We start from the raw sequence: 24,692 nt of genomic DNA on the forward strand, positions 1-24,692 counted from the left end.
GGATGACAGGCGAAGAAAGCAGCAGGCGGCCGCGCAAGATCGTGCATGTCGACATGGATGCCTTCTACGCATCGGTCGAGCAGCGTGACAATCCGGAGCTGCGTGGCTTGCCGGTTGCCGTCGGCAGTCCTGCTGCCCGCGGCGTGGTGGCGGCCGCCAGCTATGAGGCCAGAAAGTTCGGTGTGCATTCCGCCATGCCTTCGGTGACTGCGCAGCGGAAATGCCCGGACCTCATCTTCGTCAAGCCGCGCTTCGATGTCTATAAGGCCGTCTCGCTGCAGATAAGGACGGTCTTTGCCGAGTACACGCCGATGATCGAGCCGTTATCGCTGGACGAGGCCTATCTCGACGTCACCGAAAACCTGAAGGGCATGGAGATTGCGACCGAGATCGCCGAAGAGATCCGCGCGAGGATCAAGGCGACCACCGGGCTCACCGCCTCGGCCGGCATTTCCTACAACAAGTTCCTCGCCAAGATGGCATCCGACCAGAACAAGCCGGACGGCCAGTTCGTCATCACGCCGAAGAACGGTCCGGCCTTCGTCGAACGCCTGCCCGTCAAGAAGTTTCACGGCGTCGGGCCGGCGACGGCCGAGAAGATGCATCGGCTCGGGATCGAGACCGGAGCTGACCTCAAGGAGAGAACGCTCGACTTTCTCGTCGAACATTTCGGGAAGTCAGGGCCGTACTTCTATGGGATCGCTCGCGGGATCGACAATCGCCAGGTCAAGCCGGACCGGGTGCGGAAATCCATCGGCGCAGAAGACACGTTTTCGCAGGACATCCATTCCTTTGAGCCCGCGCGCCAAGGGCTCCAGCCGTTGATTGAGAAAGTCTGGGCCTACTGCGAGGCCAATGAAATTGGCGCCAAGACGGTGACACTCAAGGTCAAATATGCCGACTTCAGCCAGATCACCCGCAGCAAGACAGTTCTGGCTCCCCTGCCGACGACCACCGATCTCGAGGAGGTGGTCGACCTTCTCCTTGCGCCAATCTTCCCGCCGCGAAAAGGGATACGCCTGCTCGGCGTCACGCTGTCCTCACTGGAAGAACGGCGGGCCTCTCATACAGCACCGCAGTTGCGGCTTGCGCTTTAGGCCGCCAGCATCGGCTGGGCCAGAGCGTTTGAATGGCGCCCGACCCGGACCGTCCCTTATGGCAGAAACTATGGGAAACCGACCCCGCAGACCTATCAATCCGATGGACCCAGCCGAAGCATCGTTCAAGCCGGCGAAGTAGACTGCGGAACCGGCTGTCGGGCCACCGGCGCTGCCAAATATGAAGGAACTCGTTTCGATCAAAATAGACCGGCTATGACGAGGCAGGATTTCAAGCGCTCGCCCCGAAGCCCTTGTCATCGCGGGGAATGATATTTGGATTGTCCCCTTCGATCTTCGGATAGAACTGAGATTCATGTGCCCAATCAGCCTCAGCCTCTTCCAGTTCCTCAGGAGAAAGGTAGCGGATTACGAGCTTGTCGAGAACGTCTTCCACGTCCTGGGCCATTCTGAGCAGGTCCATGGACTTGCCGAGATGTCCGCGCTCGCCGAAATAGTCGAAGCACATGCCCCAGACTGTATTGCGAAGGTCGAGAACCTTTTTCGTCGTCTCGGGTGAAAAGTATGGGTCGTCTCCAAAATCAAGTGAATCAGACACGTCCTGCGCCCGACGGGACAGGCTTTCTGACCGAGACCTCGAACCATCCGTTTCGAAAACGTCATAGCACTGTCTGCCGACATGCTCGGCGTAGACCGCGATCTTCATGACGTCCTGGGGCGCGATGTCCGGATCATTTCTATATAAGATCGTAGGCATGCAGCATTCTCCATTCTCGGGAGGGGTATCGGGTCGCTGTAATGATGTTCTTCTTTTGTTCTTTTTCTAGGAAGAGTCAAGGGCGCTTTTTTCCAGGCCCATAGGCGGAGCTTCAACTTCATGGCGCGGGCGGCGCCACCGGAGCAGGGGCGCTTTGCACTCGCAACTGTGCCAAATTAACCCATTAATTAGCATTCGCTTGCATGCACGGACGGCAATGTTACCGTTGCTGACCGTGGGGGATCGCGCATGACAATTGAAGAGCTGATCGATTTACAGGAAGCAGGCTCAAGGGCGCGGGTACTCGGACTAAAGGCCCACGAGAATCCATACCTCGCGGCCCATAGGGTGCCGACTGGTGATACCAGTGCTCTCGGAGACTGGCTTGCGCGTCACGACGCGTGGAAGTTCGGTTGGGAAGCGGAGGATGCTTGTCGCGAAGGTAGGATTGTTGTTCACTTCAAGGAACCGATCTCGATTGCCACACAACGCCCGCTCGATGCGTAGCGATGAGCGGACGGTTGTTCCGGAGCAATTTCGGGATGCTCTTTTGCGCGTGGCCGACAAGGCGGGTATTGCTTCTCCAACTGTCGTTCACCGACGACAAACAAGGAGGCGGCTGGCAGCGATCAGCAGGCCCAATTCGCATACGCCGTGACGACGGCCGGCTCCGCTTTGCAGCCCCCGACTTACGCCGTGTTGGCCAGGTAAAATCTGAGCCTCCGGCGCAGATCATGATAGGATTGTATCTTGCCTCCGATGCTATGGCTAATTCGAATTGGCTGGGTAATGAGCCCGGTTGCGCAGGCGATGCCCCCATTCGCGTCGGGGCGCATCCGACATTTCGCAGCGCTCGACTTTGGGCAGAACAGCCTTCAGTTCCGCGAACAAACTGCCCAAGATCATTTCGATTTGGAGTAGAGTCCAAGGTTGTTGCTCATCGCGAATCCGCAATGCCGATAAAATTTTGACAACTCACCATCTCTCTTCGAGATCAACCAAACGCTGTTACACCCTTCTCCGCTTGCGGTTTCAAAAACCGCCGAAAGGAGTGCGGTCCCTATTCCCGCACGCTGTGCTTCGGGCAGCACCGAAAGCTCGTCGAGGTAAATGACCGGGCCGGCATGGCGCCGCTGTCGTATGCCCAATGCGATCCCGAGCACCTTGCCTCTATCAATTGCCGCAAGCGCAATCGATCTGGGTGTGTCGAGCACATAGGTTATATCTTCAACTGCCGCTTCAAGCGACCAATTCTCGTTCCATGGAGGCCGAGCGTAGGCACTTACCAATACATCGGCCGCGCCTTTGAGATGTTCTGAAACAAGCCGTTCAATCTGAAATGACATAAACCGGCCTCACGTCGCGTGAGGTGACATTTGCCCCAGCGCGACGGAAATTTCAAAGGAAAGGGTTCCCAGTGCGCGTCCACACCTCATGCTGACCAATAATTTGATACAAATTTTGGTTAGTAATCGAGGCAGCTCTTGTTACTGACCAAAATTTGTATATATTTTTCGGTCAGAGGTGGCGCTGTAATGCCTGATCCCACATCCGATACACTGGAGCGCATTCACGACCGTATCGCCAAGGCCGCACCTGCCGGCGTCTGGTCGCGTGCCGATTTTCTGGATATCGGAACCCCCAACGCCGTCGAAAAGGCAGTGCAGCGGCTTGCCAACCGAGGCGCCATTCGTCGCCCTCACCGAGGCCTATACGACAAGCCAGCCACAAGCCAGTTGACCGGCAAGATGGTCTTTCCGCCGCGGGCCTCATTCATCGATGCGATTGCCCGGCGCGACAAGCTGCGAGTCCTTGTGGATGGCATGACCGCCGCCAACGACCTCGGTCTGACGACAGCCGTCCCGGCACGCTCGACGATCTACGCCGATACCTATCCAAGGACGATCGAGATCGAAGCCAACGCCGGCGATCCGAACGCGACGAAACCGGTTATCTACACGCTGGATTTCAAGCGCATCTCGGCAAAGACCGCCTTCTGGGCGGGACGGCCGGCCATGCGTGTAGTCCAGGCGCTCAATTGGTTCCGGGACGAACGATCCAACTTGGACATCGTCGTCGAGGGCATCGCGCGCCACCTAGCGCAAAACCCGCACCGGGAGGCGATCATCGAGGATCTGCGCGAAAACATCCACGCCATCCCCGCCTGGATGTATTCGGCCGTGGACGCGATGATCCGTGCTCCCCGCCCCTCAACCCACGAAACACTGGAAAAGCATGAAACAGGCGTTCATTGAAATCCTCCGTTCGACTGTCGATGAGCGCAGGGCGCTCTTTTCCGCCGTAGCTTCCGATCTGGAAACACGGGCTGAGAATATTGAAAAGGACCTCTATGTCTGCTGGGTGCTCGACTTTCTGTTCAATCGGCGCCCGGCTGATCCCGTACGTCTTTACTTCAAGGGAGGCACCAGCCTCAGCAAGGCGTACGGTCTGATCCGACGCTTTTCCGAGGATATCGACATCGGCATCTACAAGGCGGATCTGAAGGTGCCGCTCGAGGCCGATATTGCAGCTCTGCCCTCTGTCAATCAGCAACAGAAGGCGCTTGCCGATCAGGTCGACGAGGCAGCACGACAATATATCGCCGGTCCTCTCAGAGACTTCCTGATCCAGGAAATCGCCGCCGTCGAAAAAGAGACCGGACACACCAGGCATTTCAGACTCGACTTCGGCTACGACGCATATCGCAAGAAGGACGCGCTCGACATTCTGGTTCTCCGATATACAAGCGTGTTTGATACGAGCGGCGGTTATGTCGAAGCAGCCGTGCGTATTGAAGGCGGAGCGCGACCGGACCCCGTCCCCGCCGAACCGCGGGAAATTCTGCCTTACCTTGCTTCGGAAATGAAAGCTGGCCTCAACCTTTCAGTGCCTAACGTGCTTACGGTCAAGCCCGAGCGCACGTTCTGGGAAAAGGCTCTCATTCTGCATGCGATGACGGAGATGACCGAAAAGCGCAGCATTGAAGAAAATCCGGAACGGAAGGTTCCCGATCTCAATCGATATTCGAGGCACTATTACGATGTTCACCAGATATGGACGCACGCCGATTACGGAAAGACCACTGCGGGAATGCTTGATCTTGCGGAAGCCTGCCGAGCGCACAAGGAACTGATGTTTCGGGCGCCGGACCATCGCTACGACCGAGCGGTAGCCGGCACTTTCCGATTGGTGCCAACCGGCGAAATGAGCAAGAAGCTCGCGGCCGACTACGCGCGAATGTCCGGCATGATTTTCGGAACGCCACCGGCGTTTGATGCGGTGGTGGCAAGCATCACAGAGCTCGAACAATTTCTGAACGTGGACATGGCAGCAAAGTCCGGGAGTTCCTAAGCATTTCCAATCCCGATACGGCTATCGCAGATAAGCACCGCCTTTAAAGGAAACCAAGGGGCCGACAGTGGAACGACCGCTTCCTAGATGGTAGTGCTGAAAGCTGACCTTTGTATTCAGCGTAGTGGGCCGACTGAAGGGACGACGAACGCAGCGACGGCCCTTACTTCACCGTGATGGCAATGCCGCTGAGATCGGCGTTGACTTGCAGGCCCACCTGCTTGCCCGAGAGCTCGAGTTGGGCGCCCTTATCATTGGTCATGACGATCACCTGCGCCCCTTTGCCGACCGCGCCGCCACCGCCCGCCGCACCGTAGACCCCCGTCACATCTCGGGCGCGGCGAATGTGGCGAACGGCACCACGGAAATAGGTCTTAGAAGCCCCGAAAGCGAGGCCGCCCGAGATGCCGCCGACAGAGATGGGATAGTGGCGACCATGGAAGGTCAGCGTGCCCTCGCCTCCAGAACCACCTACAAAGAAAGCAGCCTTGTAGACTGAGAAGCTGATCGTACCGCTGTCGGCATGCGCGGAGCCGGCGAAGCTGATTCCTGCTGCAGCGACAACCGCAACCGCGACTGAACGAAATCCGGATGAAATCTTCATGAAGCGAGTCTCCTCAAAATCGAGGCTTACCCAGCCAGGAGGGAACATAAGCGTCTTGCCAAAGTCACTGCTGAAACAGTCTCGCCCGTCATTAGTTCCAAACACGCGGCCAGAATCCGGCTGCGAGAAGGCCGTCACAAAACGAGGCGGATGGCAGACATAGTCTCCGGTGGCAGGGCCGGTGGCAGCCAACGCCCGGCTGACTCAGGATTACCCCACGAAATCTAGAGCCACGAAAGTGAGGGATGCGCAAAGGTACAAACATTTGACAACCGACAACCTTTGACGGCGTTGCTGAGATATGTTCTGACCAAGGCAAGCTACAATTCCACCTGATGCTGGACGAGCTTTTCTGAACCGGCATGGCGCCGCTGTCGTATGCCCAATGCGATCCCGAGCACCTTGCCTCTATCAATTGCCGCAAGCGCAATCGATCTGGGTGTGTCGAGCACATAGGTTATATCTTCAACCGCCGCTTCAAGCGACCAATTCTCGTTCCATGGAGGGCGAGCGTAGGCGCTTACCAATACATCGGCCGCGCCTTTGAGATGTTCTGAAACAAGCCGTTCAATCTGAAATAACATAATCCCGCCTCACGTCGCGTGAGGTGACATTTGCCCCAGCGCGAGGGGTTCCGCAATGGGGCCATTGCCATGGGAACTGGAGCTTTTCTGCTTGGGAACGCTTGCCTCCCGTACGCCTTCCAATCAACGATCAATCTCGACGACACACTCTTGGACAAAGCAAGGTTCTTGACCGGCACCAAGGAGCGCGCAGCGCTTGTCCGCCAGGCGTTGGAGACCTTTTACGCGTCGAATCGGGAAACCGCCTCCTTGCGCTGGGAGGAACCATGCCCGATGCGGAGGCAGCTCCGCGCCGCCGGAGCACTGATGGTGATCGCGGAGAAAACGATCAATGTGTACATCATTCCTCCAGGAAGGCGCCCTCAACTATAAATAGTAATACGGCCGGAGCCTGGGATTGACAAGATGTTGCAGAGGTAATCACGAGGCCCAATAAAGTTGAGGAGTTGGTTTCGGAACGGCCGCCGTCGCTGCAAACGCAAAACGAGGAGTCGTTTTCGACCACTATTGCCCGCCTTTGATGATATTCGAACCATCAATCCGTTCTTGAAAGTTCAGGGCCGGCCAAGATGCCAAGGCTGTGATCTTGCCCCTCCCCTGCGGTGAAATCACAGAGCCGGTGAGATCAGCACGACAGTTGGGAAGTATGACCGGTATCGACCAACGTCTCGCGTTAACAGCGGAAGTTGCTGAACCGCAGCATGCGCGCCGATGAAGAAATCCGGCAAGACACCCGTTCGAGACCCACCGGCCCGGCGATACCGCGTGAAGGCCTTTCCGGCAAGAAACAGCGCCGCCCGCGGAAACGGCGCGACGACCAGTCCCGCCTCGTCGATGAACGCGTCCAGTTCCTCGATGCGCTCATAGCGGACCGCAAGTTCGGCATAAACGACATCGTTAATCAGCAGCGGGCCGGCGAGATTGGCCGCTTCGAGTTGCTCAATCGACCAGTCAGCCCAAGTTCCGTCATTGGTCACGAGATCGAGCAGGACATTCGTCTCGATGAGCGTCACACGCCACCACGGGTGAGCGCCATGATCGCGTCGGTGTTGAGACCCTGTCCGGCGTGTCCCCGAAGCTTTTGAAAGCGGCTGGTGGGCTGCTTCCTGTCGGCTCTTGTCAGTACCACACTACCATCTGCAGTCCGATGAAAATCGACCTCGCTTCCGGGAACGATCCCGAGCAATTCTCGAACCGCTTTAGGGATGGTGACCTGCCCTTTCGCTGTGACTGTCGTGGTCATGCTAAAACCTCGTAATACCGCTTTGATATTAGGTATTACTATCCGCTTTCGAATTCAATATTCCCGGGGCTTGATCTCACGAAAGATCGACGAGCGATGCCGCCCGAGTTTCTCGGCGATAATTTCGACGCTGATGCCGGCCGGCCGCCAGCGAGCGATCTTGCAGCGGTCATCCGGTCGATATGAGAGTAGGTGTGTCTCGTTGCGCTTTCCTCGCGAGCAATAACCTATTGGCATCTTTCGCAAGTCCACTTCAAACCCGAACCCATCCGGCTACATGATTGTGTGGCACATATCTTATGTTCCCCCGTGCGAGGATACCGAAAGCTCTCGGACACGCACCATGTCATGATGTCAGCGTGAAGCGATCCGTCGTCAAGCTAGACGGAACTGTATCTGGCGGAGAAGGGAAGCTCGCGTTCCAATCGCGGTGGCGAGCTTGCAAGCTTGATCAAACGGCACGCGCACGTCACCGCGGCTAGGCCAATCGCGCCGGCCCCCACGATCACCTTCTTCGACGCATTACCTCAGAAACAAGTTTCGATCTTTGGCCTCGTGAGATAGACATTACAGGTCCATACGCGCGTGCTTCGACGCGTCAATCCCCGGAGTTGCATCATGAAAATCGCGCCGCAGCAGCGGATCTATGTCTGCTTCTTCCTCTTCGCTGTGTCGCTCGGGGCGCTGCTGTCGAGGATGCCGGATTTGCAGGTTGCGCTTGGCGTCAATAAGTCCGAGCTTGGGTTGACACTGATAGGGGCTGCGATCGGCGCCTTGATTTCATTGACTTTATCTTCGCCCTTAATCGCCCGGCTCGGCGCGCGTACGACGGCATTCATTACTGTTCTCGGCACGTCTGCGCTGCTGTCGCTGGTGCCGTGGATCGGTGCGGCGCCGGTCGTGTTCTGTGTGCTCTTCGTCGAGGGGCTGCTCGCCGGGGCGCTGGAGATCAATCTCAATGTTGAGATTGACCGCATCGAAGCGCAGCTAGGACGCGGCGTGATGAATAGGGCACATGGTTTCTGGAGCCTCGGCTTCTTCGTCACAGCACTTGTCTCCTCAGTGGTCCGCCAAGCCGGCATTTCGATGCAACTCCATCTCGCCGTGACCTTTGTCGCGGTTCTTGTCATCGGCATCTGGGCGATTTCCGGCATGCGGAATGCGCCGGCGCGGATCGCGTTGCATGAAGGCAAGGCACCGCTGGTAGCGCTTCCCACCTGGGGCCTAATGCCGCTCTGCGTGATCGGCATCGCGGCCTTTCTGGTCGAAGGTGCCGGGATCGACTGGTCGGCGATCTATATGCGCGATGTGTTTTCGGTCGAGCCCTTCCTTGGCGGACTGGGATTGACGCTCTTTACCTTCTGCATGGCGCTGGCGCGCCTGTTCGTCGATCCGCTGGTCGATCGGTTTGGCGCGCGGGCGGTCGCCACGATGTTGCTTGTTCTTTCGGCGATCGGCATCTGCGCCGTGTCGGGAGCGCCGCATCCCTATGTCGCGCTGGCGGGCTTTGCCTTGATGGGCGCCGGCTGCAGCGCGGTCTATCCTCTCGCCGTTTCGGCGGCGGCCCAACGCACAGATCGCGCGGCGTATCTCAACGTCGCCGCCCTCGGCCAGATGAGCTTTGTCATCTTCTTCCTGGCGCCGCCGCTGCTCGGTTTCATTGCCGAACATGCTGGCATCCGGACATCCTATCTCGTCTGTCTTCCGCTGATCATTTACGCGCTCTTCTCGGCCAAGGCGCTTGCTACGCGCCGGGCTGCCGGCGGAGGTAGCGCTGCGACTGCTCGGAGCGTCAACGGCTAACGGATTGCGTAGCCAGTTTCCGGGCGCGCGATTGGTTCAGCGAAAAGCCCGAACGAGCACTTGGTAGCGGCGTGCTCTCTCTCCCTAAGCAACACGGCTGGCGGGCTTGCAGCCCGATTTCCCGGCCTCGGAGATCTGCTGCGAAATGTCTGTGCCCGCTCCGGAAAAGATCATCTGCGTCGGCGTGAACTTCCCCGACCGCAACGAAGAATACAAGGATGGGCAGGCAGCCCCTTCCAATTCCTCCCTGTTCATCCGCTTCCCGCACTCGTTTACCGGTCACGGACGCGCTTCTGTCCCTCAGATATCCGCACATGACGATGGCTGACGCCTATGCCGTGCAGTCGGCTGGAGGCTATCTGCTACCCGTCTTTCGCTTGGAAAACCCATCGATGGCGTCGAGCACAAGACGTTCACCGGCTCCCAGATCGACGTTCCATGTCCTTTGACCGAAACGAAGCTTCGCGATTGCAGCCCGAACTGCCGACAGCGTGACCATCGTCGGCATGCCGTTGCGCCAGTCAATATCCAGCAGCAGTCCACCGCGAACACGCAGACCGCGCAAAGACCCCGCCTGCCACGCGTCGGGCAACGCCGGCAGGAGATGAATTTCCCTCGGAGACGACTGAACCAGCATCTCCAGTATGCCGGCCGCACCACCGAAATTCCCATCGATCTGGAACGGGGGATGGGCGTCGAACATGTTGTTATAGGTCCGCTCAGGGGTAAGAAGAAGCTTCAGCACGTCAAAAGCATGATTGCCGTCTCGAAGCCGTGCCCACAGGTTAATGCGCCAGCCGATCCCCCATCCCGTCGCGTCGTCGCCGCGGATTTCGAGGGAGCGGCGAGCGGCGGCGGCAAGCTCCGGCGTGTCCTCCATATTGATCTGCCAGCTCGGATAGAGACCGTAGAGATGCGAGACGTGGCGGTGATGGATTTCGGGCGCCTGCATATCCCAATCTTCCAGCCATTCTTGCAACTGGCCAGCAGAGCCGATCCTGTCTGGCGGAATTCGAAGCAGGACGCGATCGACGTCCGCGACGAGATCGTCTTCGCCGGCCATGGAGGCTGCAAGGGGACGAAGCAGCCCCAGAAAGTCCCGGATGAGCTGGCGGTCCATTGCCGGACCGGCGCAGATCGACGCGTCGTGCGGATGGACGTTTTCGGGAGACAGAGAAGGGTTCGTCACCAGATAGTCCGTACCTGGAAGCGGAACCAGGACATCGAAGAGGAATTGCGCGGCCCCTTTCGCAACAGGAAACAGCCTACGCCGCATCGCCTCCGGGTCATCGAGGTAGTTGCACAGATCAAGCAGTTGCGCCGTCAGCCAGACGCCGCCTGTCGGCCAGAGGCCCCATTTGGCGCCGTCGATCGGTCCCGCGGCTCGCCAAAGGTCGGTGTTATGGTGCATCACCCAACCACGAGCGCGATAATGCCTGTGGGCGACCACGCTGCCCGTCTCGGCTAGCTCCTCCACCATCGCGACAAGCGGCTGAATACACTCGGGCAGATTGGCGGGCGCCGGCAACCAGTAGTTCATTTGGAGATTGATGTTGGCGGTATATTTGCTGCCCCAGGGCGGATCGGTTTCTGCATTCCAGATGCCCTGGAGATTGGCGGGCTGGGTACCGGGACGCGACGAGGCAATCATCAGATAGCGGGCGAACTGCACATAAAGCGCAGCCAATGCGGGATCCTTGCCGCTGGCGAAGTCAGCGATGCGGCGATCGGTCGGCAGGGATGCCGCCGCAGTCGAGCCGAGATCGATGGCGAAGGCACGGAATAGTCTTTGATGTTCTTTGATATGATCGCGACGCATCGGCGCGAAACCACGGTGATGGGCCTGCCCAAGCTTCGCGGCGATGTCAGCATCGGGAGTTCCCGACACGTCGTCATACCGCTTGAAGCTTGTTGCGGCATCGAGGAGGAGCAGCACTTCGTCGGCTGCTTCGACCGACAGTGCTTCGGCCGACCTGCCGACCACTCCGCCGATGTTGATGAGCCTAATGCCGAAGGCGAAGTGCAGCGCAGCGGCAATGCCGGACTCCGGTTTTCCGGTCCCGGAAAAAATCAGTGAACCCTCGCTGCCACTCACCTCCCCGCGCTGAGGGCTGTTCAGCCATATTCGGCAATTGATCGCAGCCTTCCGGTTGGCCGAGAGCCGCAAAACCAGCACGCCGTCGACCGGTGATATGAAGGCTTCGCGCAGAAAGGCGACGCCGTCCGCAACATAGGACACGGTCGCCGTTGCGGTTTCGAGATCGAGCGCGCGGCGATAGTGCGAGACGCCTTTGGCCTGGGCAAATTCAATGTGGAGATCGCCGACCGACTGGTAGGACATCTGCTTGATCGGCTGGGCCATCAGGTGTCTTTCGGCCATCGCCTCGGCTTCCGCGTAACGGCCGTCGAAGACCAGCTGCCGGACCGTTTCCAGATGTCTGAAAGCATCCGGATTGACCGGCTGATAAGGGCCGCCGGCCCAGAAGGTGGATTCGTTGATCTGCAGCCGCTCGCAAAGCGGGTCGCCGAAAACCATCGCCCCGAGCCGACCATTGCCGAGCGGCAATGCATCCGTCCACAGCCGGGCCGGAGCATCGTACCAGAGAAGATTGTCTGCCATGGTCACGCCGCCGAAATGCCGTTTGCCCGCCGGGCTTCGCGAATTCGCTGGCCGTCTGCGCCGAAGAGCAGCGCTCTGCTTGCAGGAAAACCGGCTGTGACGGTGTCTCCGGGGCGACGGGCCGTCTCGGAGCGATCCTCGACGATCACCGGTTGCCCCGAATTCGCCGTGCCGTAAATGAAGCGAGTTCCGCCGAGGTTCTCAACCACATCAACCTTAAGATCGATCGCGCCACCGGCGTCGTCACGTCCGACGAAATGTTCCGGCCGAATACCGAGTTTGATCGGAATGTCGCCCGCCGCGTGCAAGGTGCCTGGCCCGAGGACCGCGCCGCATTCGAGCCTGACCAGGCCATCAGCTCCGAGCGTCCCATCCAGGAAATTCATCCGCGGCGAGCCGATGAAACCGGCAACGAAGAGATTGTCCGGATCTGCATAAAGCGTGTCTGGAGTGCCTATCTGCTCGATCTTGCCCGCTCGCATCACGACAATCTTGTCGGCAAGCGTCATCGCTTCCGTCTGATCGTGGGTGACATAGATCATCGTTGCGCCGATGCGGCGATGCAGCTTGGCAATCTCCACGCGCATAGAGACCCTGAGCTCTGCGTCGAGGTTCGACAACGGCTCATCGAACAGGAAGACGGCCGGGTTGCGCACGATCGCGCGGCCAATGGCGACACGCTGGCGCTGGCCGCCCGAAAGTTGCGCGGGCTTGCGCTTCATCAGCGGCTCAATCTGCAGCGTCGTCGCGGCGGCAGCGACATTGCGCTCGATCTCGGCCTTGCCCATGCCAGCCATACGCAGCGAGAAGCCGATATTCTGCTCGACGGTCATGTGCGGATAGAGGGCGTAGTTCTGGAAGACCATCGCAACGCCGCGCTCGATCGGGTCAGCGTCGTTCATGCGCCGGCCGTCGATCTGCAGTTCTCCAGCGGTGATCTTTTCGAGACCGGCGATCATCCGCAGCAAGGTGGATTTCCCGCAGCCGGAGGGACCGACGAAGACCGTGAAGGAGCCGTCCTCGATGCTCAGATTGAGGTTGCCGATCGCCTGGAAGCTTCCGTAGGACTTGTCTATATGCTGCAATTCTACGCTGGCCAAAGCTTCCTCCCTTTAATCCTTTGGCGGACAGACGCGTCAGTTGATCCGCCGCGTCGAGCCTCGCAGGATGATATCGCATTCGAGAATGACGCTGCGCGTCGCGTCCCCAGACGGTTCTGTCAGGCGTTCCACGAGAATGTCAGTGATCGTTTCGGCAATGCTTGCCACCGGCTGGGCAACGGCGGTGATGCCAGCTTCATAGAGGCGGAAGATGGCCACGTCGTCGAAGCTTGCAAGCGAGATATCCTCGGGCACATGCCGGCCGTTTTCCTTCAGCCAGCTGAGCGCCCCGACTGCCATGCCGTAATTGGCGGAAAAGATTGCAGTCGGCGGGGTTTCGAGTGACATCAGCCGCTTGGTGGCCTCATAGCCTCCGTCCATGCGCCAGTTGCCGCGCGCAGCAAGGGCCGGATCGATTGTTATATCTCTGTCGCGCAGCGCCTGCTCGTAGCCAGCAAGCCGCTCTATACCCGAAGAGTTGCGCGGGTCGCCGGTCAGGATGCCGATGCGGCTATGGCCGAGGTCGATCAGGTGGCTGACGATGCGATGGCTTGCGCGCTGGTTCTCGACCATCACCCGGTCGGCGGCCAGGCCGCGGACGTCATTGTTGTAGAAGATGATCGGAATGTCGTGCTTGATCAGGTCGTCGACGCGATCATAAACCTCCGCGGTACCATCCATGACCAGCGCATCGACGCGCTGCGCCGCGAAGAAATCCAGCGCCTCGGCAACCACGCGAGGATCTCCGCCGTGGCAGTAGGTCAAAAGTGCGCGTCCGGTCTGGCGCACCGAATGGGCAAGGTGCTCGAGCATACGCGCGTGGAATTCGTCGAAAGTCGGTACCAGGAAGCCGATTATATGTGTGAGGTCGGTGCGGATCGAGGCGGCAGCGGCATTGCGCCGATAGCCGAGATCCTGGATCGCCCGCTCGATCTGCTCACGATTTGAGCGCCGAATGGTCTGGCCGTTGATATATCGGGATACGGTGCCAACAGCGACGTTTGCCACCCTGGCAACATCGATAATCGTGGCTCCCCGCCTCCTTCCGGCCGCTTGGTCCGTCTGTCGCATGTCGAGTGGGCTCCTGCACGCATTTAGGGGGAATGGTGCCTGGTCAGGCACTTTTCCGTCGTATAGCCCAGCGCCCCGCTGCCCACCAGTAGCGCCGGCAGCAAGAGCAACGTCCAACGGTCCCATCGCTTGCACCTGCATCAGGCGCCTTCGAAGACGACGGCGCTGTGGATGCGCAGGCGCGGTAGCGTGATGCTGATCGCTCCGTCGTCGCCGGCATTCCACGCCACATCCTCACCGGTCATCGCGTCAAAGACACGCTTCGGCTTTGCGGGAAGCCGGACGGTGGCCGTGACGGGGCCGATCGCCGGTATGTCCTCGATCATCTCCATGATACGGGTCGAGCCGTCATCACCGCGCACGTCCTTGCCCCGGATTTGCGGTGGGCCGTAAAGCAAGTGCAGGATATGGCGGTCGTGCTCGATCTGGCGCGTCAGCGTTGCCCGGCCGGAAGAGGGCAGGTCCGTGACCATGGCCGGATTGGGAACGAGACGATCGAGGAGCCCGCGAACGACATATTTGTAGAGCGGTTGACCCATCGCCCGGTAGAGCCGGAAGATGGGATAGGCAATATACGCTGCACCCTTGTTCACGGTCACGGCCGCGCCGAGCATATCGGCATCCGGATCGTCGGGCGCGTGCTGGTGCGAGCAGAAATGCTTGTAGGAGCGGTTGAAGTAGGAGGGGAAAATCCCTGCCAATACCGTTGCACCGACGGAGCGAACCGTTTCGGCCTCCTCATAAAAGACAAAGGCCGTTTGCGGCATAGAGGGATCGAGATCCTTGCCGGCCTTCACATAGCTCGGCCTGAAAGCGACGGGGCCAGGACCCCTTTCGATACCGAAGTCGATTGCAAATCTGCCGTCTTCGTCGAGGCCCGAATGCCAGGAGGCGATAATCCTGCCGCCGCCGGCAAGATAAGACTTCAGACGCGCGGCGAGCGCCGCGTCAACGGGGATCTCGTCCGGCAGGATCAGCAACCGATATTGCTCGAAGCGGCCGGATAGATCGAGCACGTCGAACGGACGTTTCAGCTCCTGCAGCACCTGGGCCGCGCCATCATCGCTCGGATGGTTGCGTGCACCTGTCGGGTTCATGTGTTCGGCCGAGAGGATTGCGATTTCGGAGACCTGCTTTGCACCCTCGAGGAAGGGTTCGAGCTTCTCGACGCGATGATAGGCCGGAGCAATCGAGGCATAGGTATCGGGATTGATCGCCCCGTTCGGATGAAGCTGATCGCCGACCAGGCATTTGGAACCGAGCGCAATCATCTGGGCGCATTCATATTCCAGCGCATCCGGATGCTTGAAACCGCCGAACTCGCCCCAGGAGGTGTGGAACTTGCCGGTATGGGCAAGGAAATCCATGCCGAGCGTGGCCGCATAACGGGCGCTGGATGGGAAGTGATCGTAGCCCCAGCCGCCGGTCGGCAGACTTTCGAGTTCGAGGTGAGAATAGGTCGCGAAGCGCTCCGGCCCGTGCTTGTGGATATGACCGCAATTGTAGAACACCCTGAGGTTGGGGAATTCTTCGCACAGCGCCTCGCTGGTTTCGCGGCGAAACTGCTCGTTGACGGCTTCGTCGTTTTTCAGGCGGTCTGCCGGATTTTCCGGGTCGAGGCCATTGCACTGCATGCGCTCGATGCAGGCCGGGCAGACGCAATCAGGCGTCAGAATGATATCGAAGAACAGCCCCTGTGTCGGATAGCTTTCTGCGACTTCCCGTGCCTGATCGAGAATATAGTGCCGCAGGCCCGCATGGTTGAGGCAAAGCGTATGCCAGGCGGGGCTGAGCTGCTTGCCTGCCGAGGGATCGGCAGGACGGTCATGATGGTAGCGGTTCGAGGCGCTCATGGCGCGCCATTCCGGGTGCTCTCGCGCGGTCAGTTCGTCCCACTGCACGGAAATATAGATCGGGCTGTCGATATCGGCGGCAGCAAGCGCTTTCACCATGTCCCCGAGAAGATCCGGGCGGGCAAGCTGCGGATGCGGCTTGCCGACCTTGGTCGGATAGTAGGACCAGCCATGATGGCACTTGGCGAATATGGTGATGGAATCGACGTGCGCCGCCTTCAGCGTCGAGACGAAGGCGTCCGGATCGAAATCTGCGCCAATGCCGGGGATATGTTCGGAGGTATGGAAATCGAGATGGATCTGGCGATAACGCAGCGGCTTATTGGTGATCTTGGGCATGGTCCTATTCCTTTGCGCCGGCGCGTGTCTGCGATCCGGCGGCGAACTGACGTTGGAAGACAAGGAAAACGAGCAGGGGAACGATGGTGGTGATGATGGCCGCCACCGATCTCAGATCCCAGTTGATTTCGTAACTGCCGGAAATACGGGCGAGCAGCACGGGAAGAGGTACGTTGTTGCGCAGGAAGAGCATCGGCAGCAGCAGGGCATTCCATGTCCAGAGGAACTGCAGGATGCCAACGGCGAAGATTGGTGACAGGCTGTTCGGCAGCACCACGTGGCGGAAGGTCGCAAGTGGTCCGCAGCCATCGATCTTGGCGGCTTCGATGAGTTCACGCGGAAAATCCTCGAAGAAGTTTTTGACGAGGAAGATCGACCAGGCAAAGGACATCCCGACATAGGGAACGAGCACGGAAAGAATGTTGTCGATCAGCCCGAGATCGCGCCAAAGCGTGAAAAGCGGGATGATGACGACCTGCTGCGGCAGCACGAAGGCATTGATGATGATGATCAGCAGCACGCGGCGCAAGGGGAACGTCAGGAAGTGGAAAGCATAGGCCGCAGCCGGCGTCAGCAGCATCGTCAAAGCGGTTGCAATGCCCGCCAGCTTCATCGTCACCCCCATGGACTCTGCGAGGGGATATTTGTCCCAGACGCGGCGCCAGGCACTCAACGTCAAGTCAAAATGATCGAAGCGCCACCACCCGAGCGAAACGCCTTCCGGTGGACGCAGCGATGTAACGACAATACCGACGATCGGGACGATCCAGATGAAGGCGACGATGCCGACGACGACGATAATCCAGCGGGGAGCCTTGCCGATCATTTTGCACCGGCCGTTCGCTGGACGATCGCGGGAATCGAGACAATGAGCACGGCAAGCAGCAAGATAACGGTTGCGGCCGCACCGTAGCCCAGTTTGAACTGGGTCATTGATTCCCGGTACATGAAATAACCGACGGTTTCGGTGGCGCGCACTGGCCCGCCGCCGGTGAGGATGTAGATGATGTCGAAGGCGCGCAGCGCACCCAGAAGATTGATGAAGACCGCGACACGCACGCCCGGCATCGACAGCGGCATCATGATGTGGCGCATCGTCGAGAACGGCTTGGCGCCATCCATATAGGCTGCTTCGAGCACCGATTTCGGGATTGCCTGGATGGCGGCGAAGATCAGCATCAGCGGCAGGCCGACGCCGCTCCAGGACGCGGCAATGATCAGCGCCCAGAGCGCCGTACTGGCGTCACCGAGCCATGCATGCGCAAAGCCGGAAAACCCGACAAGCTGGATCAACGAATTGAGCAGACCGCCGGCATCCGGTCTATAAATGCCAATCCACATGTAACCGGAAACGGCTTCCGAAATGCCGAAGGCGGCAAAGATCATCACCCGGAACGGTAGCGTCTGTTGCGGCGCGAATGCGCACAGCATTGCCAGAACCCAGCCGATTGCCACCGAAATCACCGTGGTGCCGATGGTAAAGATCAGCGTCGTCAGCAGCGTGTTGCGAAAGGCAGCGTCCGAAAACAGCCGCGCATAATTGCCGAAGCCGATAAAGCCCGGCTTTCTGAGCCCCTGGATATCCCAGAAGCTCAGCCGGATCGTCTCGGCCAGCGGATAGACCACGGCGATCGCAAACAGCAAGATGACCGGTGCAATCAGGATAAGCGCGGCGGGCGTGTCCCTGAGCAGACGCCGGCGACCTTCGATGCCAGCCGCCAGCGCAGAACCCTGCATCACGCCCGCCGCTTCCCGCACCGAGGAGGCGGAGGTACCAGCCATTAGTAGGAACCCTGGGCCTTGGTTTCGATGGAGCCAAGAACCGTGTCGATATTGGCCTCGGACGGATCCTGCAGGAACTTCTGCAACTGAACGCGATATTCGTCGACGAGATCGCCAGGTAACAGGTCGCCCAGCACGAATTGCAACTTCGAACTGGCGACCGCGGCCGTTGCCGTCTTCTGCGCCTCTCCATAAAGAGTGCTGTCGACGTGGCTGCTCGGCGATGCATAGCCGTTCTTGGCAAGCAGGTTGGCAGCCTCCGCACTGGTCCAGTAGTCGAGGAAAGCGTCCGCCGCCTTGGGATTGGCGCCGTTGCTCGTCACCAGGAACTCTTTGGCATCGACGCTCGAGGTGTCGTCGTGACCCATGCCGAGCGATGGGAATTGGAAGAGGTCGTAATCGGTGCCCTCGACGAGCTTGTAGTCATTCTTGGCCCGGTTGTTCATCCACATGCCGATCAGAAGATAGTTCTTCGCATTGGCCTGGAAAATCTGATCGGCCTCGCCGTCCCAGTCATTGGCGAGCATTGTGTTCGTCGCGCCGCAGCAGCCGGCCGACAGCATCTCGGCATATTTGCTGAGCGCCGTCTTCACCGCCGGATCCGTCCATGGAATTTCGTGAGCCGCGAGCTTTGCAGCCGTCTCGACACCTGCGGTTCTCAGAAGCAGGTTTTCAAACCATTCGGCATGCGCCCAGTATTTGCCGGGAATTGCAACCGGCGCCGCGTAGCCTGCCTTGGTCAGCTTGCTAAACGTCGACAGGAACTCATCCCACGTCTTCGGCGGCGCCGTGATCCCCGCCTTGACCAGATGCTCCTTCTTGTACCAGATGCCGGAACGGTCGCCGAATGTGTAGGTCAGCCCGTAGGCCGCGCCGTCGATCGAACCCAGATCCTTCCATGACTGGCTGATGAGCTTGTCCCAGCCGAAGCTCTTCCACTGATCGTCGATCGGCCGCAGCATGCCGGCATCCGACAGTTCCTTGCGAAAGGCGGGCCAGGTGTTGATCAGAACGTCGACCACTTCACCTCCCAGCAGCGCGGTACGGATGCCGCCACGCATATCGCCCTGCCCGGTGATGTTGACCTCGCGGATCCTCACACTGGGATACTTCTTCAGAAACTCCGCCTGAATCGTCTTCATCATCTCAGCCTCGGAACCACCGATCCAGTTGAGAACGACAAGCTCGCCACTCACCGCATCCTGCGCCCGGGCGCGGCCGGCCCACGCCGCCAATGCGGCACTTCCTGCCCCGGCGAGCAGAGTACGGCGATGGAATTGAGGCATAAATCTGCTGCTGCTGGTCATCTCACGTCCTCCCAAACGATTACTGCTACCCTCCGGCATGCAATTTAATTGAAACGTTATCATCTAATTTGCATGAGGCAAGTGCTTTCTGCCTTGCGTCGAAGTGGGGATCGGCCCCTAGCGGTCCGGTCCGCTCTCCTCGGCAGTGCCATCACCTATCTAGGGCTTGCCGGATATGCACTTGGAAAAGCCTTTTTCATGGGCGGAGGTAGTGAAGGTTCTGGCGAGCATGTCGCAGCCTTTCGGTTCCTACCTTGCGGTCGCCGTCGGGGCTGGTTTCACCTCGGCGGAGTCCTCACAGCCGCCAAGGGCATCAGCAGGAAGTTCGAGCGCTATCTTCAGCTACCTGGCCAGAAGGAAATCGTGACATTAATTTGCATCTACGGTCTCGTCGCCCGCGGCGTGGTGTTCGCGATGACCGGCCTACTGTTCGCCTATGCAGGTTTCCGGGTAGATCCTGGACAAGCCGGCAGCATGGGCGACGCCTTGGAATGGCTCCACCAGCTTCCACTGGGCTCATTTCTCTACGTCGCCGTCGCCATGGGATTGGCAGCTTTCGGAATCTACAATCTCGTAGAGGAACGGTATCGTATCGTTCGCAGCCCATCGATAGCCGACGCCAAGCGTGCGATCCCGATGACGGGTTCTTGACATCGCTTTCCCTTTGACAAAGCGCCGTCACACGGAGCTCGAGCAGGCAGACGGGACCTCAATGTCGATAAGCAGCCCTTCATCCGACCAGGTTTTCTCAAGACGTCCTTTAAGCTGTTTTTCGACCATTGCGCCGACAATCACCGTACCAAAACCTCGCTTGGCCAATTTGGGTGGAGTGGGGGCGCCCACCTCCTGCCACCGGATGTTAAAGCCGGCCCCGGACGGTCGGGGCTTCCAACTGATTGACAGCCTGCCTTGCGCAGCGGCAAGCGCACCGTGATGGGCCGCATTGACAGCGAGTTCATGGAGCACGAGCGCAAGGGGCTGGACGACCGGTGCAGGCATTCGGATGTCAGGCCCACTGAAAATAGCGCGGGTGGCTGCGAACGGCGTCACTTGTTGGCGAATGAGTTCCTCAAGAGAAATGCTTGTCCATCCCCGTGCAGCAAGCAAGGTATGGGCACGGGCGAGCGCCTGCACGCGGTGTTGAATAGCGGCGGCGTAAAGGGCGGGGTCATCGGCATTGCTCAGACGGACGATGCTGTCGACGATTGCCAGGACATTCTTGGATCGGTGGTCGACTTCCATCAGCAGGCGATGCTCGGAGGCCTCCAGTGCCTCGATCCGCCGATACTCCGTCATGTCGATTTGAGAGCCAAAGAAATACTGGATCCTTCCGTCATCCCCATGAATGGGACTTAGATGCAAGCGGTTCCAGAACTGCGCTCCGCTTCTCTTGTAATTGAGGATCTCGACGCTGATCTCACGCTCGTCGGCGATCGCGGCACGAATTGCAGCGACGGCGATCGGAGATGTGGCAGGACCTTGCAGGAAACGACAGTTGCGGCCCAGCACTTCTTCGGCAGCATACTCTGTCAGTTCAAGGAATGCCTTGTTTGCAAGGACGATCGGCTGATCGGACTTACGCGCGTCGGTGACCACCATCGGCATCCTGGTGCGTTCAAATGCGATCGCTGCCAGCTCTTTCCGATCGGCGGAAGCTGCTTTTGAAGATGCGGAAGGCAAATCCCCGTGCAGTTTTTCTCTCGAATGGCCTGTCATGCTTCCACGCTCACTAAGACGTCGGCTGATAACGTGGCTCGCGTATCTTTGTTTCCGAGAAGATCGCTTGTTGACGTACGCGATTCACTCATCCGGCAGCTGCCGGACGAAGTGCCACACACCCACGATCTTGGCCGACACGATGGCCTCCGCTATAAAATCGGGATGTGGTCGATCAGCCTTGCAGCTCTGGAGGATCAGGCGCACCATATGATCATGAAACTCTTTTCCAGTTCCAGCCGCTCCCGAGAGCGCTTTCTCGAAGCCATCCTGCAAAGCGCGATCGAGTATGCAATCATCTCCACGGACCTGGATGGGCTGATAACCACGTGGAACGAGGGCGCGCGCCGGATCCTCGGATGGGATGAGACCGAGATTATCGGCCAGCCCGCGGCCATGATCTTCACCGAAGAAGACCAGCAGGCCGGGATTCTCCAGCGGGAAATGGCCGCCGCTTTGACGGAAGGTCATGGCAGTGATGAGCGCTGGCACGTTCGCAAGGACGGCTCATTGTTCTGGGCATCCGGGCAGATGATGGCGTTGACGTCGGACAACGGGGAAGCCGAGGGCTTCGTAAAGATTCTGAGAGATCGCACCGAGCAGCGAGAGAATGAGGAGCGACAGCGCGTCCTGATGCACGAGCTCTCTCACCGCATGAAGAATACGCTGGCCGTCGTTCAGGCTATCACCAGCCAATCCTTCCGCAACGCCAGCTCTATGGAGGATGCGGAGCAATCGATCTCGGCACGCATCAATGCTTATTCGAAGGCGCACGACATTTTGCTTCAGCAGAACTGGCTGGGCACGACCATGGCAACGATCGTCGAGGCGACCGCGATCAATCTTGGACTTGAGGCGTCAGGACGTTTCAAGGCACGCGGTCCTGCGGTTGAACTGGGGCCACAGGCGGCTCTTTCGTTTTCCCTCGTGCTGCACGAACTTGTCACCAACGCCAACAAGTATGGCGCGCTGTCGGTCGATACCGGGACGATTGAAATCGAGTGGTCCGTGCGCGGCGAGGCGGGCGAAAAGCGCCTGGACTTCAGGTGGCAAGAAGCCGGGGGGCCGGCAGTGGTGGCGCCGAGCAACAAGGGGTTCGGCACACGCCTCGTCAACTCCAGCCTCGCGGCTTTCGGAGAGGTCGCTCTTGATTACGCGCCGACAGGGTTCATCCTCAAGCTCGATGCGTCGCTCCAGAAGCTGCAATACAAGACCTATTCCGACGCCGAGGAATAGGTTGAATGCTGGGCCGGCATTGGGGAAACCACACCGAAGTCGCCCGCATGCAGCTGGTTCTGTTGGCCTTCCGTAGCTGGAATGGAATCGTGGATACCGCTCTTCAATCGGTACCAGCGGCGTTCCGCAAACTCGTTTTTGGGCTGAGCGTCGCAATACGTCGACGAGGACGGCTTCGCAATCGCTTGGGGATTCTTGCAACGCCCGATGACAGCCGCTGGACGATCATGTAGGGTCACCATCGGTCGGATTGGCTGTCTTAAGTTGGACCCCGCTCCAACGAACGGTTCAGCGTGGCATGCGAGTTAGGCGATTTGGGAGTTCGCGGATGCTTGAGTTGTCCAGTCTTGAATCAGAGTGTTTCTACTGGGCCAGACGCCGGGAAGTGGGAAGCGCCTGGGAAGTTGTGCAAATTTCGACCGTTTTCGGGGCCGCCCGCGACTATTGGACTGTCGCCAGCACCGGATCGGATGTCCATCGTATGGTTGATGACTACGAGTTTCTGGTCCGGATCGCCATGCCGAAGGCCCTCATTCTTCACCCGCAGCAGGCCGCTGAATAAACATCGATAACAAAAGTCCTATCGTCGACCTTCCCGCGGACGTACCGGGGAAGCCAGATGACGTTCGCAGCGCGGCAGAAACGGCCTTTCAGCGCTGGCAATCATGTCGCCCTCCTGCTTGCGGCCGTAAGAGCATCGACGCGATGGCCCGTCAAGGCCTGGTGTTTGGCAAGCAGATCGTTTCGTGGCTACGTGCTTACAGGATTCATTCATCTCGCTGCGGTCATGATCTGGATACAATTAGTGTCGATCGGTCCTAGTGGACAGCTTGCGATGTCGGCGCGTTGATTCGCGTGGCCGACAGCCCGGGATACGTCCCGATCAGCAGCGTGGCAATGTCGTCGATCGTCCGATAGCCGTCTCCGTAGAAGTTGAGTGCCGCATTGCAAAGGACGTCCGACGCCTTGTTATCGGGCGTGACTTCGTAGAACTCGTACCAGCGCCGGACAGCCTCGGATACCACCGCGGCCACCGGCTCGACATCGCGTCCAGCCATGGGATCTCCTTGTTCAGCGATGAGATCTAGTGGATTGATTCCAACGCTTGGTGCCCACGTTTGACCGCTGCAATGATCTCGTCTGGATCTGCCCTCCAGATGAAGGGCTTTGGTTTTTGGTTATGCTCTTTGACGAAGCGGTTAATGGTAGCCTGGAGGTCGACGACGGACTGGAAGACGCCGTACTTCAGACGTCGGCGCGTCAGCTTCGCAAAGAAGCCCTCGACGGCGTTCAGCCATGAACAGGATGTAGGGACGAAGTGGAAGGTCCAGCGCGGATGCCTGGCTAGCCAAGCGCGGACCTTCGGCTGTTTATGGGTCGCGTAGTTATCGAGAATGACGTGGACGGCCTTATCCTTTGGCAACTCCGCCTCTATGGCGTTGAGAAAACGGATGAACTCCTGATGCCGGTGACGCTGCATGTTTCGACCGATCACCGAGCCGTCGAGGATATTGAGGGCGGCAAACAGGGTGGTGGTGCCATGGCGCTTGTAATCGTGAGTCATCGTGCCGGCGCGCCCTTTCTTCAGGGGAAGTCCTGGCTGCGTCCGGTCGAGTGCCTGGATCTGGCTCTTCTCATCGACGGACAGGACAATGGCATGGGCCGGTGGCGAGACGTAGAGCCCGACGACGTCATGAAGCTTCTCGGCAAAGGCCTTGTCGTTCGATAGTTTGAAGGAGCGCCAGCGATGCGGGGCAAGGCCATGCTCATGCCAGATCTTCACAACCGAAGAGGCTGCAATCCCAACGGCCTTGGCCATCGCACGAACAGTCCAATGCGTTGCTTCCTGTTGAGGCGTCTCAAGCGTCAGTGCGACGACCCGCTCAACGAGTTCGCCATCAAGCGGCGCAATGCCGGGCGGTCTGCTCTTGTCGTGCAAAAGGCCATCGACGCCCTCAGTCATGAAGCGCTCCTGCCAACGCCAGACACACGTTTTGGATTTGCCGGTTGCCTCCATGATTGCGACCGTTCCCGAGCCATCACCGCTCATCAAGATGATCCTCGCTCGCCACACGTGCTTCTGAGCAGAAGTTGGAGCTGCAACAATCGCTTCCAAGCGGGCTCGATCCGCCGCGGCCACGTCAAATCTGATACCTGTACGCATACGATATCGTTGCACAACGAAAGTCGAAAAGGAATCCCAACTCGGACTCCTTTGTTTCAATCAATCCACTAGGACCCTGCCGAAAACCTTCAACCACCAAGCAG

The 24,692-nt window shown here is 59.1% G+C and carries 22 protein-coding genes and 6 pseudogenes; 11 read left to right on the forward strand and 17 right to left on the reverse strand.

What is annotated here, in order from left to right:
* Positions 1-2: 2 nt before the first annotated feature.
* Together dinB and J3P73_RS38415 are read left to right on the forward strand one after the other, a co-directional pair.
* The gene (gene dinB / locus J3P73_RS36370; RefSeq protein ID WP_207580308.1) at positions 3-1,097 is read left to right on the forward strand and encodes a DNA polymerase IV; all 1,095 of its coding nucleotides are present in this window, start codon (positions 3-5) and stop codon (positions 1,095-1,097) included.
* A gap of 70 nt (positions 1,098-1,167) precedes the next feature.
* Positions 1,168-1,308, forward strand: a pseudogene (locus tag J3P73_RS38415) (BrnA antitoxin family protein); the annotation flags it as partial.
* Positions 1,309-1,329: 21 nt separating this feature from the next.
* Here J3P73_RS38415 and J3P73_RS36375 read toward each other — a convergent pair.
* The gene (locus J3P73_RS36375; RefSeq protein WP_018068087.1) at positions 1,330-1,815 is read right to left on the reverse strand and encodes a hypothetical protein; all 486 of its coding nucleotides are present in this window, start codon (positions 1,813-1,815) and stop codon (positions 1,330-1,332) included.
* A 249-nt stretch (positions 1,816-2,064) separates the two neighbouring features.
* Here J3P73_RS36375 and J3P73_RS36380 point away from each other — a divergent pair, with 249 nt between their 5' ends.
* The gene (locus J3P73_RS36380; RefSeq protein WP_018068088.1) at positions 2,065-2,322 is read left to right on the forward strand and encodes a CrpP-related protein; all 258 of its coding nucleotides are present in this window, start codon (positions 2,065-2,067) and stop codon (positions 2,320-2,322) included.
* A gap of 395 nt (positions 2,323-2,717) precedes the next feature.
* Here the strand turns inward: J3P73_RS36380 and J3P73_RS36385 are convergent, their stop codons facing one another.
* Positions 2,718-3,161 (reverse strand): GNAT family N-acetyltransferase, encoded by a 444-nt coding sequence (locus J3P73_RS36385; protein WP_018486533.1) that lies wholly within the window; start codon positions 3,159-3,161, stop codon positions 2,718-2,720.
* A 189-nt stretch (positions 3,162-3,350) separates the two neighbouring features.
* Between J3P73_RS36385 and J3P73_RS36390 the strand changes: the two genes are divergently transcribed.
* On the forward strand, positions 3,351-4,070 hold the full coding sequence (locus tag J3P73_RS36390) for a DUF6088 family protein (RefSeq protein ID WP_018067909.1): 720 nt from the start codon (positions 3,351-3,353) through the stop codon (positions 4,068-4,070).
* Positions 4,051-5,166, forward strand: coding sequence for a nucleotidyl transferase AbiEii/AbiGii toxin family protein (locus tag J3P73_RS36395; protein WP_018481377.1), 1,116 nt, complete (start codon positions 4,051-4,053; stop codon positions 5,164-5,166). The genes J3P73_RS36390 and J3P73_RS36395 overlap by 20 nt, the downstream gene beginning before the upstream one ends.
* Before the next feature lie 163 nt (positions 5,167-5,329).
* On the opposite strand, the gene J3P73_RS36400 is transcribed toward J3P73_RS36395, so the two are convergent.
* Both J3P73_RS36400 and J3P73_RS36405 read right to left on the reverse strand, forming a co-directional pair.
* The gene (locus tag J3P73_RS36400; protein ID WP_018481376.1) at positions 5,330-5,770 is read right to left on the reverse strand and encodes a lipid-binding SYLF domain-containing protein; all 441 of its coding nucleotides are present in this window, start codon (positions 5,768-5,770) and stop codon (positions 5,330-5,332) included.
* Positions 5,771-6,126: 356 nt separating this feature from the next.
* A pseudogene (locus J3P73_RS36405) lies at positions 6,127-6,354 on the reverse strand (GNAT family N-acetyltransferase); the annotation flags it as partial.
* 69 nt (positions 6,355-6,423) lie between these two features.
* Here J3P73_RS36405 and J3P73_RS36410 point away from each other — a divergent pair.
* Positions 6,424-6,656, forward strand: a pseudogene (locus J3P73_RS36410) (type II toxin-antitoxin system VapB family antitoxin); the annotation flags it as partial.
* 306 nt (positions 6,657-6,962) lie between these two features.
* Here the strand turns inward: J3P73_RS36410 and J3P73_RS36415 are convergent.
* The 3 genes and pseudogenes from J3P73_RS36415 to J3P73_RS37985 all read right to left on the reverse strand — a co-directional run.
* Entirely contained in the window at positions 6,963-7,367 is a 405-nt protein-coding gene (locus J3P73_RS36415; RefSeq protein ID WP_018481503.1) for a type II toxin-antitoxin system VapC family toxin, read from the reverse strand.
* Positions 7,364-7,597, reverse strand: a complete 234-nt coding sequence (locus tag J3P73_RS36420) for an AbrB/MazE/SpoVT family DNA-binding domain-containing protein (protein ID WP_018481502.1) — start codon at positions 7,595-7,597, stop codon at positions 7,364-7,366. The genes J3P73_RS36415 and J3P73_RS36420 overlap by 4 nt, the downstream gene beginning before the upstream one ends.
* Before the next feature lie 69 nt (positions 7,598-7,666).
* Positions 7,667-7,821 (reverse strand): annotated as a pseudogene (locus tag J3P73_RS37985) (helix-turn-helix domain-containing protein); the annotation flags it as partial.
* Between the two features lie 394 nt (positions 7,822-8,215).
* On the opposite strand from J3P73_RS37985, the gene J3P73_RS36430 reads away from it, so the two are divergent.
* Positions 8,216-9,400: an MFS transporter gene (locus J3P73_RS36430; protein ID WP_207580309.1), complete on the forward strand. Its 1,185-nt coding sequence runs from the start codon at positions 8,216-8,218 to the stop codon at positions 9,398-9,400.
* A gap of 100 nt (positions 9,401-9,500) precedes the next feature.
* Positions 9,501-9,689: pseudogene (locus J3P73_RS36435) on the forward strand (fumarylacetoacetate hydrolase family protein); the annotation flags it as partial.
* Between the two features lie 66 nt (positions 9,690-9,755).
* Here the strand turns inward: J3P73_RS36435 and J3P73_RS36440 are convergent.
* The 7 genes from J3P73_RS36440 to J3P73_RS36470 form a co-directional block, all read right to left on the reverse strand.
* Positions 9,756-12,020: a glycoside hydrolase family 95 protein gene (locus J3P73_RS36440; protein WP_207580310.1), complete on the reverse strand. Its 2,265-nt coding sequence runs from the start codon at positions 12,018-12,020 to the stop codon at positions 9,756-9,758.
* 2 nt (positions 12,021-12,022) lie between these two features.
* Positions 12,023-13,120, reverse strand: a complete 1,098-nt coding sequence (locus tag J3P73_RS36445; RefSeq protein WP_207580311.1) for an ABC transporter ATP-binding protein — start codon at positions 13,118-13,120, stop codon at positions 12,023-12,025.
* 36 nt (positions 13,121-13,156) lie between these two features.
* The gene (locus tag J3P73_RS36450) at positions 13,157-14,191 is read right to left on the reverse strand and encodes a LacI family DNA-binding transcriptional regulator (protein ID WP_207580312.1); all 1,035 of its coding nucleotides are present in this window, start codon (positions 14,189-14,191) and stop codon (positions 13,157-13,159) included.
* A gap of 140 nt (positions 14,192-14,331) precedes the next feature.
* On the reverse strand, positions 14,332-16,383 hold the full coding sequence (locus tag J3P73_RS36455; protein ID WP_207580313.1) for an alpha-amylase family protein: 2,052 nt from the start codon (positions 16,381-16,383) through the stop codon (positions 14,332-14,334).
* A 4-nt stretch (positions 16,384-16,387) separates the two neighbouring features.
* On the reverse strand, positions 16,388-17,209 hold the full coding sequence (locus tag J3P73_RS36460) for a carbohydrate ABC transporter permease (protein WP_018485833.1): 822 nt from the start codon (positions 17,207-17,209) through the stop codon (positions 16,388-16,390).
* The gene (locus J3P73_RS36465) at positions 17,206-18,165 is read right to left on the reverse strand and encodes a carbohydrate ABC transporter permease (protein WP_018485834.1); all 960 of its coding nucleotides are present in this window, start codon (positions 18,163-18,165) and stop codon (positions 17,206-17,208) included. Before J3P73_RS36465 ends, J3P73_RS36460 begins: the two co-directional genes overlap by 4 nt.
* Positions 18,165-19,472: an extracellular solute-binding protein gene (locus tag J3P73_RS36470; RefSeq protein ID WP_018485835.1), complete on the reverse strand. Its 1,308-nt coding sequence runs from the start codon at positions 19,470-19,472 to the stop codon at positions 18,165-18,167. Before J3P73_RS36470 ends, J3P73_RS36465 begins: the two co-directional genes overlap by 1 nt.
* 111 nt (positions 19,473-19,583) lie before the next feature.
* On the opposite strand from J3P73_RS36470, the pseudogene J3P73_RS36475 reads away from it, so the two are divergent.
* A pseudogene (locus J3P73_RS36475) lies at positions 19,584-20,123 on the forward strand (DUF1206 domain-containing protein); the annotation flags it as partial.
* 27 nt (positions 20,124-20,150) lie between these two features.
* On the opposite strand, the gene lov reads toward J3P73_RS36475, so the two are convergent.
* Positions 20,151-21,188 (reverse strand): blue-light-activated histidine kinase, encoded by a 1,038-nt coding sequence (lov, locus tag J3P73_RS36480; RefSeq protein WP_018485836.1) that lies wholly within the window; start codon positions 21,186-21,188, stop codon positions 20,151-20,153.
* A gap of 210 nt (positions 21,189-21,398) precedes the next feature.
* Here lov and J3P73_RS36485 point away from each other — a divergent pair, with 210 nt between their 5' ends.
* Together J3P73_RS36485 and J3P73_RS36490 are read left to right on the forward strand one after the other, a co-directional pair.
* A complete protein-coding gene (locus J3P73_RS36485; protein WP_018485837.1) occupies positions 21,399-22,424 on the forward strand; it encodes a sensor histidine kinase in 1,026 nt (341 codons plus the stop codon).
* Between the two features lie 328 nt (positions 22,425-22,752).
* A complete protein-coding gene (locus tag J3P73_RS36490; protein WP_018068012.1) occupies positions 22,753-22,986 on the forward strand; it encodes a hypothetical protein in 234 nt (77 codons plus the stop codon).
* A 256-nt stretch (positions 22,987-23,242) separates the two neighbouring features.
* Here the strand turns inward: J3P73_RS36490 and J3P73_RS36495 are convergent, their stop codons facing one another.
* Entirely contained in the window at positions 23,243-23,482 is a 240-nt protein-coding gene (locus J3P73_RS36495) for a hypothetical protein (RefSeq protein WP_018068013.1), read from the reverse strand.
* A 26-nt stretch (positions 23,483-23,508) separates the two neighbouring features.
* A complete protein-coding gene (locus J3P73_RS36500; protein WP_164580004.1) occupies positions 23,509-24,588 on the reverse strand; it encodes an IS630 family transposase in 1,080 nt (359 codons plus the stop codon).
* Positions 24,589-24,692: the final 104 nt, after the last annotated feature.

It is taken from the genome of Rhizobium ruizarguesonis, from assembly GCF_017357285.1.
Lineage (GTDB): Bacteria > Pseudomonadota > Alphaproteobacteria > Rhizobiales > Rhizobiaceae > Rhizobium > Rhizobium ruizarguesonis.

Bases quoted from the DNA above. Each gene is read 5' to 3' on its own strand.
- dinB (WP_207580308.1), top strand. From the start codon at position 3: ATGACAGGCGAAGAAAGCAGCAGGCGGCCGCGCAAGATCGTGCATGTC.
- J3P73_RS36400 (WP_018481376.1), bottom strand. From the start codon at position 5,770: ATGAAGATTTCATCCGGATTTCGTTCAGTCGCGGTTGCGGTTGTCGCT.
- J3P73_RS36500 (WP_164580004.1), bottom strand. From the start codon at position 24,588: ATGCGTACAGGTATCAGATTTGACGTGGCCGCGGCGGATCGAGCCCGC.
- J3P73_RS36395 (WP_018481377.1), top strand. From the start codon at position 4,051: ATGAAACAGGCGTTCATTGAAATCCTCCGTTCGACTGTCGATGAGCGC.
- J3P73_RS36380 (WP_018068088.1), top strand. From the start codon at position 2,065: ATGACAATTGAAGAGCTGATCGATTTACAGGAAGCAGGCTCAAGGGCG.
- J3P73_RS36460 (WP_018485833.1), bottom strand. From the start codon at position 17,209: ATGATCGGCAAGGCTCCCCGCTGGATTATCGTCGTCGTCGGCATCGTC.
- J3P73_RS36485 (WP_018485837.1), top strand. From the start codon at position 21,399: ATGATCATGAAACTCTTTTCCAGTTCCAGCCGCTCCCGAGAGCGCTTT.
- J3P73_RS36490 (WP_018068012.1), top strand. From the start codon at position 22,753: ATGCTTGAGTTGTCCAGTCTTGAATCAGAGTGTTTCTACTGGGCCAGA.
- J3P73_RS36450 (WP_207580312.1), bottom strand. From the start codon at position 14,191: ATGCGACAGACGGACCAAGCGGCCGGAAGGAGGCGGGGAGCCACGATT.
- lov (WP_018485836.1), bottom strand. From the start codon at position 21,188: ATGACAGGCCATTCGAGAGAAAAACTGCACGGGGATTTGCCTTCCGCA.
- J3P73_RS36455 (WP_207580313.1), bottom strand. From the start codon at position 16,383: ATGCCCAAGATCACCAATAAGCCGCTGCGTTATCGCCAGATCCATCTC.
- J3P73_RS36470 (WP_018485835.1), bottom strand. From the start codon at position 19,472: ATGACCAGCAGCAGCAGATTTATGCCTCAATTCCATCGCCGTACTCTG.
- J3P73_RS36430 (WP_207580309.1), top strand. From the start codon at position 8,216: ATGAAAATCGCGCCGCAGCAGCGGATCTATGTCTGCTTCTTCCTCTTC.
- J3P73_RS36375 (WP_018068087.1), bottom strand. From the start codon at position 1,815: ATGCCTACGATCTTATATAGAAATGATCCGGACATCGCGCCCCAGGAC.
- J3P73_RS36440 (WP_207580310.1), bottom strand. From the start codon at position 12,020: ATGGCAGACAATCTTCTCTGGTACGATGCTCCGGCCCGGCTGTGGACG.
- J3P73_RS36390 (WP_018067909.1), top strand. From the start codon at position 3,351: ATGCCTGATCCCACATCCGATACACTGGAGCGCATTCACGACCGTATC.
- J3P73_RS36495 (WP_018068013.1), bottom strand. From the start codon at position 23,482: ATGGCTGGACGCGATGTCGAGCCGGTGGCCGCGGTGGTATCCGAGGCT.
- J3P73_RS36420 (WP_018481502.1), bottom strand. From the start codon at position 7,597: ATGACCACGACAGTCACAGCGAAAGGGCAGGTCACCATCCCTAAAGCG.
- J3P73_RS36465 (WP_018485834.1), bottom strand. From the start codon at position 18,165: ATGGCTGGTACCTCCGCCTCCTCGGTGCGGGAAGCGGCGGGCGTGATG.
- J3P73_RS36385 (WP_018486533.1), bottom strand. From the start codon at position 3,161: ATGTCATTTCAGATTGAACGGCTTGTTTCAGAACATCTCAAAGGCGCG.